The organism is Halosolutus gelatinilyticus (genome assembly GCF_023028105.1).
Taxonomy (GTDB): Archaea; Halobacteriota; Halobacteria; order Halobacteriales; family Natrialbaceae; genus Halosolutus; species Halosolutus gelatinilyticus.
Genome location: NZ_CP095491.1, coordinates 1,431,314 through 1,445,654 on the forward strand (window position 1 = coordinate 1,431,314; position 14,341 = coordinate 1,445,654).

16 protein-coding genes and 1 pseudogene are annotated in these 14,341 nt (G+C 66.0%); 9 read left to right on the forward strand and 8 right to left on the reverse strand.

What is annotated here, in order from left to right; all coding sequences use genetic code 11:
• The first annotated feature begins 6 nt into the window (after nucleotides 1–6).
• The 3 genes from MUH00_RS07145 (at nucleotide 7) to MUH00_RS07155 (ending at nucleotide 2,032) form a co-directional block, all read left to right on the forward strand.
• A complete protein-coding gene (locus MUH00_RS07145) occupies nucleotides 7–681 on the forward strand; it encodes a uracil-DNA glycosylase (RefSeq protein WP_247003406.1) in 675 nt (224 codons plus the stop codon).
• A 399-nt stretch (nucleotides 682–1,080) separates the two neighbouring features.
• Nucleotides 1,081–1,500 carry an HIT family protein gene (locus tag MUH00_RS07150; RefSeq protein ID WP_247003407.1) on the forward strand — a complete coding sequence of 140 codons (420 nt, stop codon included), beginning with the start codon at nucleotides 1,081–1,083 and terminating at the stop codon, nucleotides 1,498–1,500.
• A gap of 304 nt (nucleotides 1,501–1,804) precedes the next feature.
• Nucleotides 1,805–2,032 (forward strand): hypothetical protein, encoded by a 228-nt coding sequence (locus MUH00_RS07155; protein ID WP_247003408.1) that lies wholly within the window; start codon nucleotides 1,805–1,807, stop codon nucleotides 2,030–2,032.
• Nucleotides 2,033–2,088: 56 nt separating this feature from the next.
• Here the strand turns inward: MUH00_RS07155 and MUH00_RS07160 are convergent, their stop codons facing one another.
• From MUH00_RS07160 to MUH00_RS07170, 3 genes are read right to left on the reverse strand one after another with little or no spacing between them, the layout of a single operon-like run.
• A complete protein-coding gene (locus tag MUH00_RS07160; RefSeq protein ID WP_247003409.1) occupies nucleotides 2,089–3,156 on the reverse strand; it encodes an A24 family peptidase in 1,068 nt (355 codons plus the stop codon).
• Between the two features lie 50 nt (nucleotides 3,157–3,206).
• Entirely contained in the window at nucleotides 3,207–3,992 is a 786-nt protein-coding gene (locus MUH00_RS07165) for an ABC transporter permease (RefSeq protein WP_247003410.1), read from the reverse strand.
• Entirely contained in the window at nucleotides 3,985–4,902 is a 918-nt protein-coding gene (locus MUH00_RS07170) for an ABC transporter ATP-binding protein (protein ID WP_247003411.1), read from the reverse strand. The genes MUH00_RS07165 and MUH00_RS07170 overlap by 8 nt, the downstream gene beginning before the upstream one ends.
• Before the next feature lie 96 nt (nucleotides 4,903–4,998).
• Here MUH00_RS07170 and MUH00_RS07175 point away from each other — a divergent pair, with 96 nt between their 5' ends.
• The 4 genes from MUH00_RS07175 to MUH00_RS07190 all read left to right on the forward strand — a co-directional run bounded on the left by MUH00_RS07175 (nucleotide 4,999) and on the right by MUH00_RS07190 (nucleotide 7,205).
• Nucleotides 4,999–5,619, forward strand: coding sequence for a TetR/AcrR family transcriptional regulator (locus tag MUH00_RS07175; protein WP_247003412.1), 621 nt, complete (start codon nucleotides 4,999–5,001; stop codon nucleotides 5,617–5,619).
• A gap of 265 nt (nucleotides 5,620–5,884) precedes the next feature.
• Nucleotides 5,885–6,223, forward strand: a complete 339-nt coding sequence (locus tag MUH00_RS07180; RefSeq protein ID WP_247003413.1) for an ArsR/SmtB family transcription factor — start codon at nucleotides 5,885–5,887, stop codon at nucleotides 6,221–6,223.
• The gene (locus MUH00_RS07185) at nucleotides 6,220–6,744 is read left to right on the forward strand and encodes an SRPBCC family protein (protein ID WP_247003414.1); all 525 of its coding nucleotides are present in this window, start codon (nucleotides 6,220–6,222) and stop codon (nucleotides 6,742–6,744) included. Before MUH00_RS07180 ends, MUH00_RS07185 begins: the two co-directional genes overlap by 4 nt.
• A complete protein-coding gene (locus MUH00_RS07190; protein WP_247003415.1) occupies nucleotides 6,741–7,205 on the forward strand; it encodes an SRPBCC domain-containing protein in 465 nt (154 codons plus the stop codon). Before MUH00_RS07185 ends, MUH00_RS07190 begins: the two co-directional genes overlap by 4 nt.
• Before the next feature lie 173 nt (nucleotides 7,206–7,378).
• Here MUH00_RS07190 and MUH00_RS23140 read toward each other — a convergent pair.
• The 3 genes and pseudogenes from MUH00_RS23140 to MUH00_RS07200 all read right to left on the reverse strand — a co-directional run.
• Nucleotides 7,379–7,528: pseudogene (locus MUH00_RS23140) on the reverse strand (ATP-binding protein); the annotation flags it as partial.
• 9 nt (nucleotides 7,529–7,537) lie between these two features.
• A complete protein-coding gene (locus MUH00_RS07195; RefSeq protein ID WP_247003416.1) occupies nucleotides 7,538–8,044 on the reverse strand; it encodes an anthrone oxygenase family protein in 507 nt (168 codons plus the stop codon).
• Between the two features lie 4 nt (nucleotides 8,045–8,048).
• Nucleotides 8,049–8,831 carry an SDR family oxidoreductase gene (locus tag MUH00_RS07200; protein ID WP_247003417.1) on the reverse strand — a complete coding sequence of 261 codons (783 nt, stop codon included), beginning with the start codon at nucleotides 8,829–8,831 and terminating at the stop codon, nucleotides 8,049–8,051.
• 196 nt (nucleotides 8,832–9,027) lie between these two features.
• Between MUH00_RS07200 and MUH00_RS07205 the strand changes: the two genes are divergently transcribed.
• Both MUH00_RS07205 and MUH00_RS07210 read left to right on the forward strand, forming a co-directional pair.
• Nucleotides 9,028–9,489: a winged helix-turn-helix transcriptional regulator gene (locus MUH00_RS07205; RefSeq protein WP_247003418.1), complete on the forward strand. Its 462-nt coding sequence runs from the start codon at nucleotides 9,028–9,030 to the stop codon at nucleotides 9,487–9,489.
• A gap of 394 nt (nucleotides 9,490–9,883) precedes the next feature.
• A complete protein-coding gene (locus MUH00_RS07210) occupies nucleotides 9,884–12,139 on the forward strand; it encodes an ATP-binding cassette domain-containing protein (RefSeq protein ID WP_247003419.1) in 2,256 nt (751 codons plus the stop codon).
• A gap of 96 nt (nucleotides 12,140–12,235) precedes the next feature.
• Here the strand turns inward: MUH00_RS07210 and MUH00_RS07215 are convergent, their stop codons facing one another.
• Together MUH00_RS07215 and MUH00_RS07220 are read right to left on the reverse strand one after the other, a co-directional pair.
• The gene (locus MUH00_RS07215; protein ID WP_247003420.1) at nucleotides 12,236–13,072 is read right to left on the reverse strand and encodes an ABC transporter permease; all 837 of its coding nucleotides are present in this window, start codon (nucleotides 13,070–13,072) and stop codon (nucleotides 12,236–12,238) included.
• Nucleotides 13,069–14,217 (reverse strand): ATP-binding cassette domain-containing protein, encoded by a 1,149-nt coding sequence (locus tag MUH00_RS07220; protein ID WP_247003421.1) that lies wholly within the window; start codon nucleotides 14,215–14,217, stop codon nucleotides 13,069–13,071. The genes MUH00_RS07215 and MUH00_RS07220 overlap by 4 nt, the downstream gene beginning before the upstream one ends.
• Between the last annotated feature and the right edge of the window lie 124 nt (nucleotides 14,218–14,341).

Consider the following 14,341-nt stretch of genomic DNA (forward strand, 5'->3'; position numbering starts at 1 on the left):
TCGGGTGTGCCCGCCTCCGACGGAGAACCCCCGTTTCCGACCGATCGCACCGTTCTCGAACCCAACTGTCGGCGGTGTCCGGCCCTCGCGGAGCACCGGGAGCGCATCTCGTGGGGAACTGGCGATCGCGACGCGAGCGTCCTCGTCGTGGGCGAAGCGCCCGGTTACGGAGTCCCCGAGGCCGATCGGTGGCGAGGCGGCAACTGGACTGGGAAAGCCTACACCTCGCGCCACTCCGGCCGGCGGATCCGCCGCATGCTCGCGCGGGTCGGTTACGGCGACGACGCGTTCTACACGAACGCCGTGAAGTGCTTCCCGCCGGATCCGGCCGACCCGACGAGTAACCGCGAACCGACGGGCGAGGAGCGCGTGAACTGCCGGACCCACCTGCTGGCGGAACTCGACCTCGTCGATCCCGACGTCGTCCTCGCGACCGGAAAGCACGCGACGAAGACCGTGCTCGCGGCCGAAAACCGCGATCTGGAGGGGTTCATCGACAGCGTGCTCGAGCCGATCGCCTGCGACGGACTCGGGGTGTGGCTGCTGCCGATCCTCCACCCGTCGTACCAAGACGTCTGGATCGGCCGACTGGGGTACGAGCCCGACGAGTACCTCGCGGCGATCGGAACCGCGCTCGACGACCTCCGTACCCGTTCGACGCCTGCGGCCGATCGGGTGTAGGCGCGAGTGCCGCGTCTCGTTCCGATCGTCCCCGGCGCGCCGCTCGCGATCGACGGCGTCCGGCGCGAGCGAGCTATCGACCCGGCGATCGATCGGCAAAAAAACCGATGGGTGAACGGTGGGTGCGCGGTAATCGTGCTGCAGGATCGGACGTGGTGGGTGGGTGGTGGTGGGGTGTCCGGTCGAAGGTGCAGCGCGATGTCGCCCGTCAGTGGGCACTCGATTCGAACGGCGGGATACCCTTGAACGCACCGGCAGTACACGCCAATTCTCGATAGTTTATCAGAGTTTTCGTGACTTTCCTCGAGTTCAATCCGATCGAGTCGACGGCCGGCGCCGTCGGGGCATCGGGAGCGGGCGCGAGTAAGCTTCTTACAGCGGGCCGATAGACACTCGCGTATGAGTACGATCTTCAGTCAGATCGTCGAGGGAGAGATTCCCGCGCGAATCGTGTACGAAGACGAGACGACGGTCGCCTTCCTGGACGCGAACCCGCTCGCGCCCGGACACACGCTGGTCGTCCCGAAAGACGAGTACGAGCGACTGAACGACGTTCCGGAGGGTGTCGCTGCGGACCTGTACGCGACGATTCACCGGCTGGTCCCCGCCGTCGAGGAGAGCGTCGACGCCGACGCGACCACCGTCGCGTTCAACAACGGCGAGGCGGCCGGCCAGGAGGTCCCGCACGTCCACTGTCACATCGTCCCCCGATTCGAGGGCGACGGCGGCGGCCCCATCCACGCCATCGCCGGCGATCGACCCGACCTCGCGGACGACGAACTCGACGAGATCGCCGCCGACATCGAATCGCGCGCCTGAGTCGATCGCTTCGGTGAGTACTGATAGAAGCGTAGCGAGTACGGACACTACGAAAGCCCCTGGCGCTCTCGGCGGCTGCGACTCGCTGCGGTCCTCACTCCGTTGCGGTCCTTACGTCGTCTTGCACATCGAGGGCGCCAGCCCCTTTCAGTCCCGCCCGCGGTGGCTTCTCGACCAGCCGGTACGGGCGGGGATGAAAGGGGCAAGGGCTTTCGTAGTGTTTCCAAACGTCGTAGATAACCCACTGTACGTAACGTCAGCGAAGTGCCGTGACCCTTTTGCCGATCGCCTGCGAGCGGTGCGTATGGCTCTCGCCGGACTCGTCGCGCGGTTTCGCGCCCAGCCGATCGCCGCGGTCCTCGAACTCGGGAGCGCGCTGCTCTGTTTCCTGCTGTTTATCGGGACGTTCGTTGCCCTCGCGACCGTTCCGCCCGCCGATCCGACGCCGTGGCTGGCGATCGTCTGCGTCGGAGCCGCGTTCGTCGTGTTCTGGACGGCGATCGTCCCGCTGTACGAACGACTGGTGCTCTAACCGAGCCGTACCGGAAGCGGCCGGCATCGAGATCGCGAGAAACCGGAGCCGTCGGACTACAGCAGCGCACTGACGAGCAGATCGCCGTAGACGAGCGCGATCACCAGGCCGACGAACACCGGAACGAGAAACGGCGTTCCGGGCGAGATCCAGACCATCTCCTGTGCGGCGAGCACCTCGAGCCCCTCGCGCAGTTCGTCGGGCGTGGTTCCGTACGCCGTCCCGTCGATATCGTCCAGAAACGCGTCGGCGCCCCAGGGGTCGTCAATCGTCCGGTCGGCTTCGCTCGTCGCCACGTCCGCGTCGGTATCGCGACCGACCGCGGCGGCCGCCGTCGAGTCGAGGTCCGCGCCGCCGTCGCTTCGGGCGTCCGGCTCGTCGACGCCCCGCACGTTCGGACCGACGGCGACGGCCCCGTCGGTCGGCGGGTTCGGCTCCGCGGGCAGCGTCGCCGGGTCCCGGTACCGATCGGGGTCCGCGCGGAGGGCGGCGAGCGTCAGCCCGCGCCAGCGGAGGTACATCCGCAGCGCGTCGAGATCGAGCCCGCCGCGAGAGAGCCCCGTCGGCGTCGAGAGGAGCGCCCCGTGGGTCTCGGCAGTCCGGTCCCACCGGACGGGCCAGCCGACGAACATGACGGGGGCGATGCGGCCGGCGGCGGCGTTGCGGATCGCGAGGGCGATCGGAATCGCGAGGCCGACGAGCACGGCGTTGGTCAGAATCGTAAACGAGAACGTCTCGATCGGGGTGCTCGTCAGGGGAACCGTCCACGAACCGACGGTGTACCGCGGAAACGTCGGGAACAGGAGCGCGACGACGAGCAGCGCCTTCGCGTCGGCGCCGCCGAAGCCGCCGAACCACCAGAAGAGGTACGCGATCGGGACGACGAACCCCAGCCCGATCGCCGCCGGAAGCAGAAAGTCGTAGGTCCACGCGAGGCTCCCGGCCTGGCGGGCCAACCACCCCTCCCAGACGAGCGCCACGGCGCCGAGCAGGGCGAGCGGAATCCAGACGGCGCTCGAAATCCGTCTGGTTTTGACGTCTCGAACGGCGGTCCACGCGAAGACGGGGACGGCGACGAGTCGCAGGAGATCCGGAGCCGTCGCCGACGCGCCAGCGAGTGTCACGTCTCCCCGTCTCGAGCGCGGTGGCGTTATTGTTTCGGCTGGAGCGGCGCTCAGATGTCCCGCCGCCGGAAGAGCAGCTGGCTGCCGAGCAGCAGGATCGCGAAGAGCGCGAGCAGGACGCCGGTGTCGGCGAGGTCGTACGTGCCGTTGATGAGCATCGGCGTCGGCTCGTAGTAGTACGTCGGGCTGACGTACTGCAGCCACTCGAAATCGCTCGCGCCGCCGACCACCGACTCGACGAGGAAGAGCGCGAAGACGACGCCGAGCGCGGCTCGCTCCGCGATGGCGGCCCGATCGACGAGGACCGAGCACACCACGCCGATCGCCACGCAGACGAGCAGGTACGGGATCGACAGCAGGTGCACCAACGCGAGATCCACCGGGTCGATCGTCTCGCCGATCGCGAGCACCAGCGCGTAGGTGACGACGGCGATGACGACGTTGAGCGTGACGAGCGGGAGCAGCAGCGAGGCGACCTTCTCGGCGAGCAGCCGCGCCCGGGAGACCGGGAACGAGAGCAGCAGGTCCATTCGATCCTTCTCGATGTCGTCCGCGATGAGCCCGCCGCCCACGTACGCGAAGTACAGCCCCAGGGCGAGCAGCCACACGAAGTTGTAGATCTGCGACCCGAGGAAGCCCTCGATCGTCGCCATCGTCTCGATGCCGAACGCGTCCATCAGCGCGGGCGGCATCGATTCGAGCATCTGGTCGTAATCGACGCCCTCCAGGACGGTGTAGTACCAGACGATGAAGGCCACGTAGAGACTCAGCGCGACCGTCAGGACGACCGTTCCTCGAACGCGGCGGCTTGCCTCGTACCGGGCGGTCTCAAGCATCGGTCGTCACCTCCTGGCCGGCCGCCTCGAGACCGTCCGCGCCGTAGTAGTGCATGAACACGTCCTCGAGCGCCGGTTCGCTGATCTCGACGTCGACGACGTCGTGGCTCGCGAGCGCTCGGAGGAGCGTGTTGTAGTCGCCGGCGTAGGTGAACTGGACGCCCTCGGCGAACGTGGAGACGTCGAAGACGCCTTCGAGGTCGGTGAGCGCCGCGCCGACCTCGTCGGTCGTCTGGACGCGGACGCGTTTGCCGCCCTGATCGAGCAGCGTCTCGACGTCCTCGAGGCCGACGAGTCGCCCCTCGCGGAGGATGCCGACGCGATCGCAGATGCGCCGGACCTCGCTCAGCACGTGCGAGGAGAAGAAGATCGTCGTCCCGCGCTCGCGCTCGGCCCTGATGAACTCGTTGAACGCCTCCTGCTTGAGCGGGTCGAGCCCCGACGTCGGCTCGTCCATGATGACGAGATCGGGGTCGTGCATGAAGGCCTGGACGATCCCGAGCATCCGCTCGTTCCCGGTCGAATACTCCCGGATCGGCCGATCGACGGGCGGCGTGAAGATCTCGAGGAGTTCGTCCCGGCGGCTGTCACCCTTGATCGACGCGTGGTAGTCGAGGACGCGATCGCCGGTGACGTCCTCGTCGAATCCGAGGTGCGCGGGCAGGTACCCGACCCGACGTTTCGCCTCGAGCAGGGCGGCCTCGTCGCGAACGTCGGCACCGAGGACAGTTGCGGTGCCGGACGTCGGCGCGAGCAAGCCGAGCAGCGTGCGGATCGTCGTCGTCTTGCCGGCCCCGTTCGGTCCCAGGAAACCGAATACCTCGCCCTCCTCGACCTCGAACGACAGCGAATCGACGCCGAGGACGCTCCCGTAGTCCTTCGTCAGGTCGGCCACTTCGATGACGGCCATACTCGTATCTTGACCTCGTGACCATATATCTTTTCCGTTCACGAGGTTGTGACCGGTGACCATCTTATTTATGAAGTTTCACCGCCAAGGAGGCTCATGCACGGATTCAGCGACGAAGAGCGGGATCGGATTCGAGAAGAACTCCTCGAAGTTGGGCGCGAAAAAGTCCTCACCTACGGAATAAAGAAGACGAACGTCGCGGACATCACCGAGCCAGTCGGCATCGCAAAGAGTTCGTTCTACCTCTTCTTCGACTCGAAAGCGGAGCTCTATCTGGAGATCATGCAGCAAGAGGCCAACGAGTTCATCGGGACCCTCGAGAGCGAACTGGACGGTATCGAGGATCCGCGAGAGGGATTCGAACGGCTGTGCTGGTGCTACAAGGAGTTCGTCGAGAACAACCCGCTCGTTCAGCAACTGTTCCGCGAGGACGACTACCGGATGTTTCGCGACGACGTGTCGCCGGAGCGACTCGCGGAGATCGAACAGCAGAGCGTCGCCGAAGTCGTTCCGCACGTCGTCTCCCTGCAAGAGCGAAGCAACGGGTTACTCGCGGAGAGCGATCCGGTGACGGTTCTCGGCGTGCTCGGAACGGTCGAACTGCTCGCCCTCCACCGGGAGGATTACGACGAGTACGAGGACGGCTACTACGAGCGGGTACAGGAGCTGCTCATCACGACGCTCGCTCGGGGGTTGACGGCCGAACCGCCGACGTGACCGGCTGAGCACTCACTACTCATCCGATGTTCCGCGAGAAGAAGCGTGTCTTCGCCGACGTTCTCGGCTGAACGGATCAGGGACCATCTCGACCGATCCACGCCGTCGACGTGGCCGTCACTCGAGAACGAGCACCTGCCGTCGATCGAGAGCGGCCGGAGTCGTCCGCATCGATCGCTCGAAAACACCGTATCGTCCCGTTTCGCGGTCATTCACGGGAATTCAACTACATGGTTAAATAATTGCGGCGCGTCTGTTCGATCGGATGGTCGAACGACAGTCGAACGAACCGGACCTCGACGCGATCTTCGGAGCGCTGGCCCATCCGACGCGACGGGCGCTCGTCGAGCAGCTGGCCGCCGGCCCCGCGAGCGTCGGCGAGCTGGCCGAACCCCACGACGTGTCCCTGGCCGCGGTGTCGAAACACCTGCAAGTGCTCGAGGATGCGGGGCTCATCGAAGTCGAGAAGGACGGCCGTATCCGCCGTTGCTACCTGGACGCCGCGCCGCTGAGCGAGGCGTTTGGCTGGTTGACCCGGTACCGCGTCTTCTGGGACGATCGATTCGACGCGCTCGCAGACCATCTGGAGACCGAAGACCGATGACAGCAGACCCACAGAGCGGAATGGACCGCGGACCGAACGAAACGACCGTAACCGCCGACCCGGACGACCAATCGATCGTCATCACCCGCGTATTCGACGCGCCGCGCGAACGCGTGTTCGAAGCGTACACGGATCCGGACCTCATCCCGGAGTGGTGGGCCCCGCGGAGGTACACGACAACAGTCGACGAGATGGAGGTTCGCCGCGGCGGCAGATGGCGGTTCAGCAACCGCGAGCCGGACGGCGGCGAGCACGCGTTTCACGGCGTCTACCACGAGATCACTCCGCCCGAGCGACTCGTACAGACCTTCGAGTACGAGGGAATGCCCGGACACATCGCCCTCGAAACGGCGGCGTTCGAGTCGGTCGACGGTGGAACGAAGCTGACCCTGGAGGCGGTCTATCAGTCGACCGAAGACCGCGACGGGATGCTCGAGACCGGCGGCGAAGACGGAGCGATCGAGACGATCGAGCAACTCGCCGAACTGCTGACCGCGTCCGAGGAGGAGGAGCGGCGATGACCGCCGCGGCGAATTCCGACCGAAGCGTGACCGTGAATCGCGTGATCGAGGCGCCACCCGACAGGGTCTACGATGCCTTCCTCGACCCCGACGATCTCGCAGCATGGTTGCCCCCGACCGGCTTCCGAGCCGAGGTTCACGAACTCGAGCCCGAGGAAGGCGGAACGTTCCGCATGACGTTCACGGGCGAAACCGAGGAGTTCGAGTCCTACTCCCAGTCGTTTCACGGCACCTACTTGGAGCTGTCGCCGGGCGAGCGGATCGTCTACACCGACGAGTTCGAAACGGACGATCCGGAGATGGCCGGCGAGATGACGGTCACGGTCACTTTCGAGGCGGTTCCCGGCGGGACCGAGGTGACCGTCGTCCAGGAAGACATCCCCGAGGCGATCTCCGGAGACGACGCGAACGAGGGGTGGACCGACTCGCTCGGAAACCTCGCGCGACTGGTGGAGGCGTAACGGACGACGCCCCGCCGGCCGAGGTCGGGGTCGACTCGAGAGACGCGGCCTGGCGATCGCAGTAAGCGATGACCGTCGGTTTCGAGATCATCGCCGGAACGCCGACCTCGGAGTGGGTTCGAGGTCGCCACGACAGATCGACTCCCGACGGACCGCCTCGAACGTCGCGGACGAGCGACGTGGTACCGCGATCGCTTCGACTTCTTGCCTGAGGCCGTGGTGGAGACCTCGCGGTCGATGAGCCGCAGCCGCCGGAGCGCGAGATTCCGAAGCGCGGTTCGCAACGGGAATCCCGGCTCGGTGTAGCGGCGCGCCGCGTTCGAACCGGAAAGTCACCCACCGAGCGATGCGAGCGCCCCGACGTACAGGACGAACGAGACGATCGCCGCCGCGGTCCGAACGTGGTTCCACCGCGCCCAGCGCGTCCGAGTCGCGGCCCAATCGCTCGGCGGCGACGCGGGATCCCAGGCGGCGATGGCGTCGTTCATCGGAAAGTGGACCAGCACCGTCACGGCGATCGTCCCGATCGCGTAGACGACGACGCCCGCGAGAAACAGGCGGCCGTACTGCGCCGCCCAGTCGCCGCGGAGGACCACGACCGCCGCGCAGGCCGCCGGGACCGCGATCGCGCCGAAGAACGCGACGCCGAACGCCGAGTTCCGAATCCGCTCGTTGATCGGCTGCATCACCGCGGCGTACGCGTCCGCCGGAAGCACCGCGAGCGCCGGGACCACGCTCGCCGAATAGGCGAAGAAGAATCCGGCCATGACGCCGCCGAAGACCGCCGACGCCGCGACCAGATGGACGGCGAAACCCTCCGAGAGAACGGTCGAGATCACGGCCTCAGACGCCTCCGGCTCGGCCGGCGTCTCGCTCGACGGGCGTCGTGGTGTCGCCGGCCCACTCGGCCGCGACGAGACGACGCGGGTCCACGTTCTCGGCGTCGGCCCCCGCGACGACCTCGAACGTTCGGTTCGTCGTCGCCGGCGCGTCGAGCGCCGCCACCAGGAGGCGAGCGACGTCCGCTCGCGGGATCGACCCCGTTGTGGTCCCGCCGCTTTCAGTGACGAGGACGTCGTTCGTCGCCGGCTCGTCGGTTAACCACCCCGGCCGAACGATCGCGTACTCGAGGCCCGACTCGACCAGCGCCCGTTCGGCGCGGTTTTTCTCGCGAACCGTCCACCGGAGCACGACCGCGCGCGCCCACAGCGGCATCCCCCGCCGGGAGTCGCCGGCGCCGATCGTGCTCTGGAGGACGAACCGCCGAACGCCCGCGTCGACCGCGGCCTCGACGAGGTTGCGCACGCCGGTTCCGTCGACGACGCGGCCGGGGCGGAGCAATCCGGTCGTCAGGGTCAACCCCGCGGCGAACAGGGCGGCGTCGCAGTTCTCCACAGCCGCTCGCGCGGCCGCTTGATCGAGCAGATCGCCGACGACGACCTCGTCGGCGCCGGCCGCGAGCAGCGAGTCGCGGTTCGCCGCCGATCGAGTCATCGCCCGGACGCGAACCGACGCGTCGGTTGCGGCGGTCGCGGCGGTCTCATCGGTCAGTTCGCGGAGGATTTCGCGGCCGGTCCGACCCGTCGCCCCGGCGACGAGGACGGTGGAAGTCGAGTCGTGAGTCATCGTTGTTCACGACGTCGTAGGTCGCCCGCGACGATAAGATGTCGAGTTTCTTAGAGGAAAGGGACTATCCCCATGGAAAGCGGCCCGAGGTCCGTGCCGACGCGGGCACACGCGGCGCCACAACCGCGTACGTCGTCCCCTCGAGCGACGCGCAACTCGAGGCAGCTATTTGCCCCGTCCCGCCGTTATCGGACCTATGGAACCACCCGAGTCCGATGAATCGACCCCGTCGAAGGCCGAGGGAGCGGCGGGGCCCTCCCGAGACGTCGATCCGCACGCCGTCGTCGAGGAGCACCTGTCTCTGCTCGACGACGCGCCCCACATCGACGACACCCCGAAGGAACTGAACGAGACGGTCGGCGAACTCCTCGAGCTGTTGAGCAACGCGCACGCGCTGGCGATCCTCTACCAGCTCTTCTGCGAGCGGCGACCGCTGCGATTCTCGGAACTCGAGGCGGCGATCGGCGTCACCCCGAAAGTGCTCTCTCGGCGCCTGGCGGAACTCGTCGACGCCGACCTCGTCTCCCGACGATCGTACGACGAGATCCCGCCGCGCGTCGAGTACGCGCCCACACCGAAGGCCGACGCGCTCGATCCCGCGTTCCAATTTCTCTACGCGTGGGCGGCTCGCTACGAGTCCGAGGGCGCGGTCGAGTGAACACCGAGAGACAGCTGCCCTCCGCTCCGCGACGTCAGGCGCCGGTGACGTGACGAGACGCCGCGCGGTGAGGACGATCGGAGATCGGTCCGCAGACTCGAGCGTCGGAAGACGGCCCGTCCTAATACATAATAGATATTATATATCGGTCGACCGGTATCGGTATCGACGGACGTTTGGCGCCAATATTACCAGATATATTACTATTATTTGTTTGATCCGAATATCCCCTTATTACACCAGTGAAAACCCCATTTTTGTGCCATCGCGTTACCATGGTAGCGCCGTAACATGATCGATAGAAAACATTATTTGGATCGCCGCCGAAGAGGGTTTGCACGGTTCGCCAACCGACTGGAATATCGCCGTCGTCGAGCGGCCGCTATCGACAATTATGATAGATACACTACAATCCGATCGCATCGAACTGACGCGGGTCCGAGAGAACAATCTCAAAGATATTTCGCTCGAAATTCCGAAGCGCCAGATCACCGTCTTTACGGGCGTCTCGGGGGCGGGAAAGTCGTCGCTCGTCTTCGATACGATCGCCGCGGAGTCGCAGCGACAGCTGAACGAGATGTTCTCGACGTTCGTGCAAAATTTTCTGCCGAGGTACGGCCAGCCGGACGCAGACTCCATCGAGAACCTCTCGGCCGCGGTTATCGTCAATCAGAAACCGATCAGCGGCAACGCGCGATCGACGGTCGGCACCTTCACCGACATCTACTCGCTGCTCAGGCTCCTGTACTCGCGCGTCGGCGAGCCCCAGGTCGGCTACTCGGACGCCTTTTCGTTCAACGTCCCCGAAGGGATGTGCCCTACTTGCGACGGGTTGGGAGAAACGATGACCCTCGACGTGGAGCAACTCCTCGACACGTCCGCGTCGCTCGACGACGGCGCGATCCGGTTCCCGCCGTTCAAGCACCAGTGGAAGACGTACGTCGAAGCCGGTCTCTTCGACGGCGACAAGACGCTCGCCGAGTACACGGAGTCGGAGTGGGAACTGCTCCTTCACGGCGACACGTCCGTCGATCACCCGAACGACTCGATCGAGCTCAATTACGAGGGGCTCGTCGACAAGTTCACGCGGCTCTACATCGAGCGGGACATCAGTTCGTTGGGCGAGCGCACCCGCGAGTCCGTAGACCGCGTCACGTCTCGAGGCACCTGCCCGGCGTGTGAGGGAGCGAGGCTCAATCGAGACGCCCTGCGGAGCGAGATCGACGGCTACAACATCGCGGAACTCGCCGCGATGAACGTCACGGATCTCCTGGAAGTGGTACCCGGTATCGACGAGCCGGCCGCCGAACCGATCGTCTCGGAACTGGTCGACCGACTGGAGAACCTCGTCACGGTCGGCCTCGGCTATCTCAGCCTCGATCGGGAAACGCCCACGCTCTCCGGCGGCGAAGCGCAGCGGATCAAGATGGTGAAACACCTCAACAGTAGCCTCACGGACATGACGTACATTTTCGACGAACCGACCATCGGGTTGCACCCGCGCGACGTTCACGGGCTGAACGAACTGCTCCGGGAGTTACGGGACGCCGGGAACACGGTGCTCGTCGTCGAACACGATCCCGACGTGATCGAGATCGCGGATCACGTCATAGACATCGGCCCCGAAGCGGGAGAGAACGGCGGGGAGATCGTCTACCAAGGGGGGGTGGACGGGTTGTACGAAGCCGACACGCTGACGGGACGACACCTGAGTCGAGATCGGCCGGTGAAATCCGAGTTCCGTCGGCCAACCGGCCGGCTGATCGTCGCCGACGCGTCGCGACACAACCTCCGAAACGTCACCGTCGACATCCCAACGGGCGTTCTCACCGTCGTGACGGGCGTCGCGGGAGCCGGAAAGAGCACGCTCACCGACGTGTTCCTCGAGGCGCACCCCGACGCGATCAGCATCGATCAGTCGGCGGTGAGCACGTCGATCCGATCGGTTCTCGCCACGTACACCGGCTTGATGGACGACATTCGCGATCAGTTCGCGCAGGCCAACGGCGTCAGTACGTCGCTGTTCAGTTTCAATTCGGACGGGGCGTGTCCGGAGTGCGAAGGGCACGGATTCAACTACACCGACCTGGCGTTCATGGACCCGGTGAAATCGCCGTGCGAAGTCTGCGACGGGAGGCGGTACAGAGACGACGTCCTCCGGTACACCGTCCGCGGAAAATCGATCAGTGACGTACTGGACATGACGGTAAGCGAAGCCCTGGACTTTTTCGAGCGGTCGTCGCTCCGACGGACCCTCGAGGCGCTCGAGGACGTCGGCGTCGGCTACCTCACGTTGGGCCAGTCGCTCCCGACGCTCTCGGGCGGCGAGTGCCAGCGGATCAAACTCTCGAGCGAGTTGCACAAGTCCGGAAGCGTCTACGTGCTGGACGAGCCGACCACCGGCCTCCACATGGCCGACCTGGAGCGAATGCTCTCGATTCTGAACCGACTGGTGGACGAGGGGAACACGGTGGTCGTGATCGAACACAACCTCGAGATCGTAAAGAACGCCGATTGGGTCATCGACGTCGGGCCGGATGGCGGCAGGCGCGGCGGCACCGTCGTCTTCGAAGGGACGCCGCGACAGCTGCTCGACGAAGAGGGGTCGTTCACCGCCGAGTTCTTGCGGAAGGACGTTCGGGCGGCGTGAAGGTGCGCCTCGCCGCGGATGGAGGACACCCGTCGAAAACGGTACCGAAGACGGAGCCCGGCGATCGCGTTTCGATTCGACGGGTGGGATCGATCCCTACGTCTGATTGCGGAAGAGGTACATCGTGACGGGAGCGAACACCGCGACGAGCACCGCGGACATGAGCAGCACGATCCCAACTTCGCCGGTCGTCGCGGTCCCGTGCATCAATCCGCGCATCGCCGTAACGAGGTGACTAACGGGGTTGACGTCGACGAACGCCTCGAGCCACCACGGCATCGTCCGCGGATCGACGAAGACGTTGCTGACGAACGTTAGCGGGAACAGGATCATCATGCTCGAGGCCATGAGCGATTCGGGACTCCGCATCACGAACCCGAGGGCGGTCCAGATCCACGAGAGGCTAAAGGAGAACACCAGCAGGAGCGCCACCGCCGACAGCACGCCGACGGCCCCGCCGTCCGGCCGGAAGCCGAGCACCAACCCGAGGACGATGACGATCGTCGAGGCCATCGTGTACCGCACGGCGTCGCCGAGCAGGGCACCGACGATGACCGCGGGTTGCCAGACCGGGAGCGTCCGGAACCGGTCGAAGACCCCCTCGTCCACGTCGTCGTTCAGGGTGATCCCGGTGTAGATGGTGATGAAGACGACCGTCATGGCCAGGATTCCGGGAAGGAGGTCCTGCAGGTACGCGCTCGTCGAGCCGGCCAGCGCGCCGCCGAACAGGTAGGTGAACAGCAGCAGGAACATGATCGGGAAGACGGTGACGTCGAACAGCTGCTCGGGGACGTGCTTGATCTTCAGCAGCGCCCGCCAGCCGAACGTGAGCGACGCGGAGACGGCGCTCGGTCGCGGCGGCCGCGGCTGGTTCGACACCGCCGATCGAATAGTCTCCGCGTCGGGCTCGGCGGCGCCGTTTTCGGACGTCATCGGGATCCCTCCTCGGCGATCGCTTCGTCGCGCTCGATCCCCTCAGTGCGATCGTCGCGCTCGGTCAGCGAGAGGAACACCTCATCGAGGCTGGGCTGGCCGAGCGAGAAGTCGGTGACCGCGATGTCGGCTCGGGACAGCTCCACGAACGCGTGGGCGATGCGATCGGTGTCGGCCACGCGGGCCGACAGCGCCGCCGGGTCCGACTCGAAATCGACCGGCGCATCGAGGATCCGAGTCAACGCTCGTCCGGCCTCCTCGCGCTGGTCCGGATCGCGCACGCGGACGTTCAACACGCCCGAGCCGATCGAGGCCTTGAGCTCGCCCGGCGTCCCCTCGGCGACGATCCGCCCGTCGTCGATGACGGCGATCCGATCGGCCAGCTGATCGGCCTCTTCCAGGTACTGCGTGGTCAGCAACACCGTCGTCCCGTTGGCGACGAGCGCTCGAATGATCTCCCAGACCTGGGATCGATTCCGCGGGTCGAGGCCGGTAGTCGGCTCATCGAGGAACAGCAGCTCCGGGGTGACGACGATGCTCGCGGCGATGTCGAGGCGACGGCGCATCCCGCCCGAGTACGTCTTCACCTGCCGCGTCGCCGCCTCGGTCAACCCGAAGGCGTCGAGGAGCTCCGCCGTCCGCGCTTTGGCGTCCCGTCGCGAGTAGCCGAGCAGTCGTGCGAGTAGGACGAGGTTCTCGCGACCGGTGAGGTCCTCGTCCACCGACGCGAACTGACCGGTCATGCTCACTCGACCGCGCACCGCGTCGGCGTCGGCCACCACGTCGCGACCGAACACGCGGGCCGTCCCCGCATCGGGCCGCAGCAGCGTCGCGAGCATGCGAATCATCGTCGTCTTGCCGGCGCCGTTCGGCCCTAGCAGGCCGTAGATGCCGCCCGCGGGAACGGTCAGATCGACTCCGTCGACGGCTTTCGTGTCCCCGAAGTGCTTGACGAGCCCCTCGGTTTCGATCGCGAGCGCCCCATCTCGGTCGCTGCGCGCGGCGATCGCCGAGCCCTCGGACGGGGTGCGATCGCCGACCATCGCCGCGGAATCCGCGTCGCCCCGGTTCGTCGACGCCGGACCCTCGAGGGTCGAGGATCCTGCGAGGTCGACGGTGCGCTTCCGCGAATCGTGTTCGGTCATCGGCTCGCCTCGTCGGATTCGGTCCGTCGATCGCGATCGACGAACCCTGCGGTCATGTGTTCGGTCAGGGTTCGAGTAGTCATAGCGTTCTCCTCCCTATTTCGTACGCTTCTCGAGCGTATAT

What these genes read in the sequence shown, in the direction of transcription:
- MUH00_RS07150 (WP_247003407.1), top strand. Translation starts at nt 1,081, where the DNA reads ATGAGTACGATCTTCAGTCAGATCGTCGAGGGAGAGATTCCCGCGCGA.
- MUH00_RS07170 (WP_247003411.1), bottom strand. Translation starts at nt 4,902, where the DNA reads ATGGCCGTCATCGAAGTGGCCGACCTGACGAAGGACTACGGGAGCGTC.
- MUH00_RS07215 (WP_247003420.1), bottom strand. Translation starts at nt 13,072, where the DNA reads ATGACGTCCGAAAACGGCGCCGCCGAGCCCGACGCGGAGACTATTCGA.
- MUH00_RS07175 (WP_247003412.1), top strand. Translation starts at nt 4,999, where the DNA reads ATGCACGGATTCAGCGACGAAGAGCGGGATCGGATTCGAGAAGAACTC.
- MUH00_RS07190 (WP_247003415.1), top strand. Translation starts at nt 6,741, where the DNA reads ATGACCGCCGCGGCGAATTCCGACCGAAGCGTGACCGTGAATCGCGTG.
- MUH00_RS07155 (WP_247003408.1), top strand. Translation starts at nt 1,805, where the DNA reads ATGGCTCTCGCCGGACTCGTCGCGCGGTTTCGCGCCCAGCCGATCGCC.
- MUH00_RS07200 (WP_247003417.1), bottom strand. Translation starts at nt 8,831, where the DNA reads ATGACTCACGACTCGACTTCCACCGTCCTCGTCGCCGGGGCGACGGGT.
- MUH00_RS07210 (WP_247003419.1), top strand. Translation starts at nt 9,884, where the DNA reads ATGATAGATACACTACAATCCGATCGCATCGAACTGACGCGGGTCCGA.
- MUH00_RS07205 (WP_247003418.1), top strand. Translation starts at nt 9,028, where the DNA reads ATGGAACCACCCGAGTCCGATGAATCGACCCCGTCGAAGGCCGAGGGA.
- MUH00_RS07180 (WP_247003413.1), top strand. Translation starts at nt 5,885, where the DNA reads ATGGTCGAACGACAGTCGAACGAACCGGACCTCGACGCGATCTTCGGA.
- MUH00_RS07220 (WP_247003421.1), bottom strand. Translation starts at nt 14,217, where the DNA reads ATGACCGAACACGATTCGCGGAAGCGCACCGTCGACCTCGCAGGATCC.
- MUH00_RS07165 (WP_247003410.1), bottom strand. Translation starts at nt 3,992, where the DNA reads ATGCTTGAGACCGCCCGGTACGAGGCAAGCCGCCGCGTTCGAGGAACG.
- MUH00_RS07185 (WP_247003414.1), top strand. Translation starts at nt 6,220, where the DNA reads ATGACAGCAGACCCACAGAGCGGAATGGACCGCGGACCGAACGAAACG.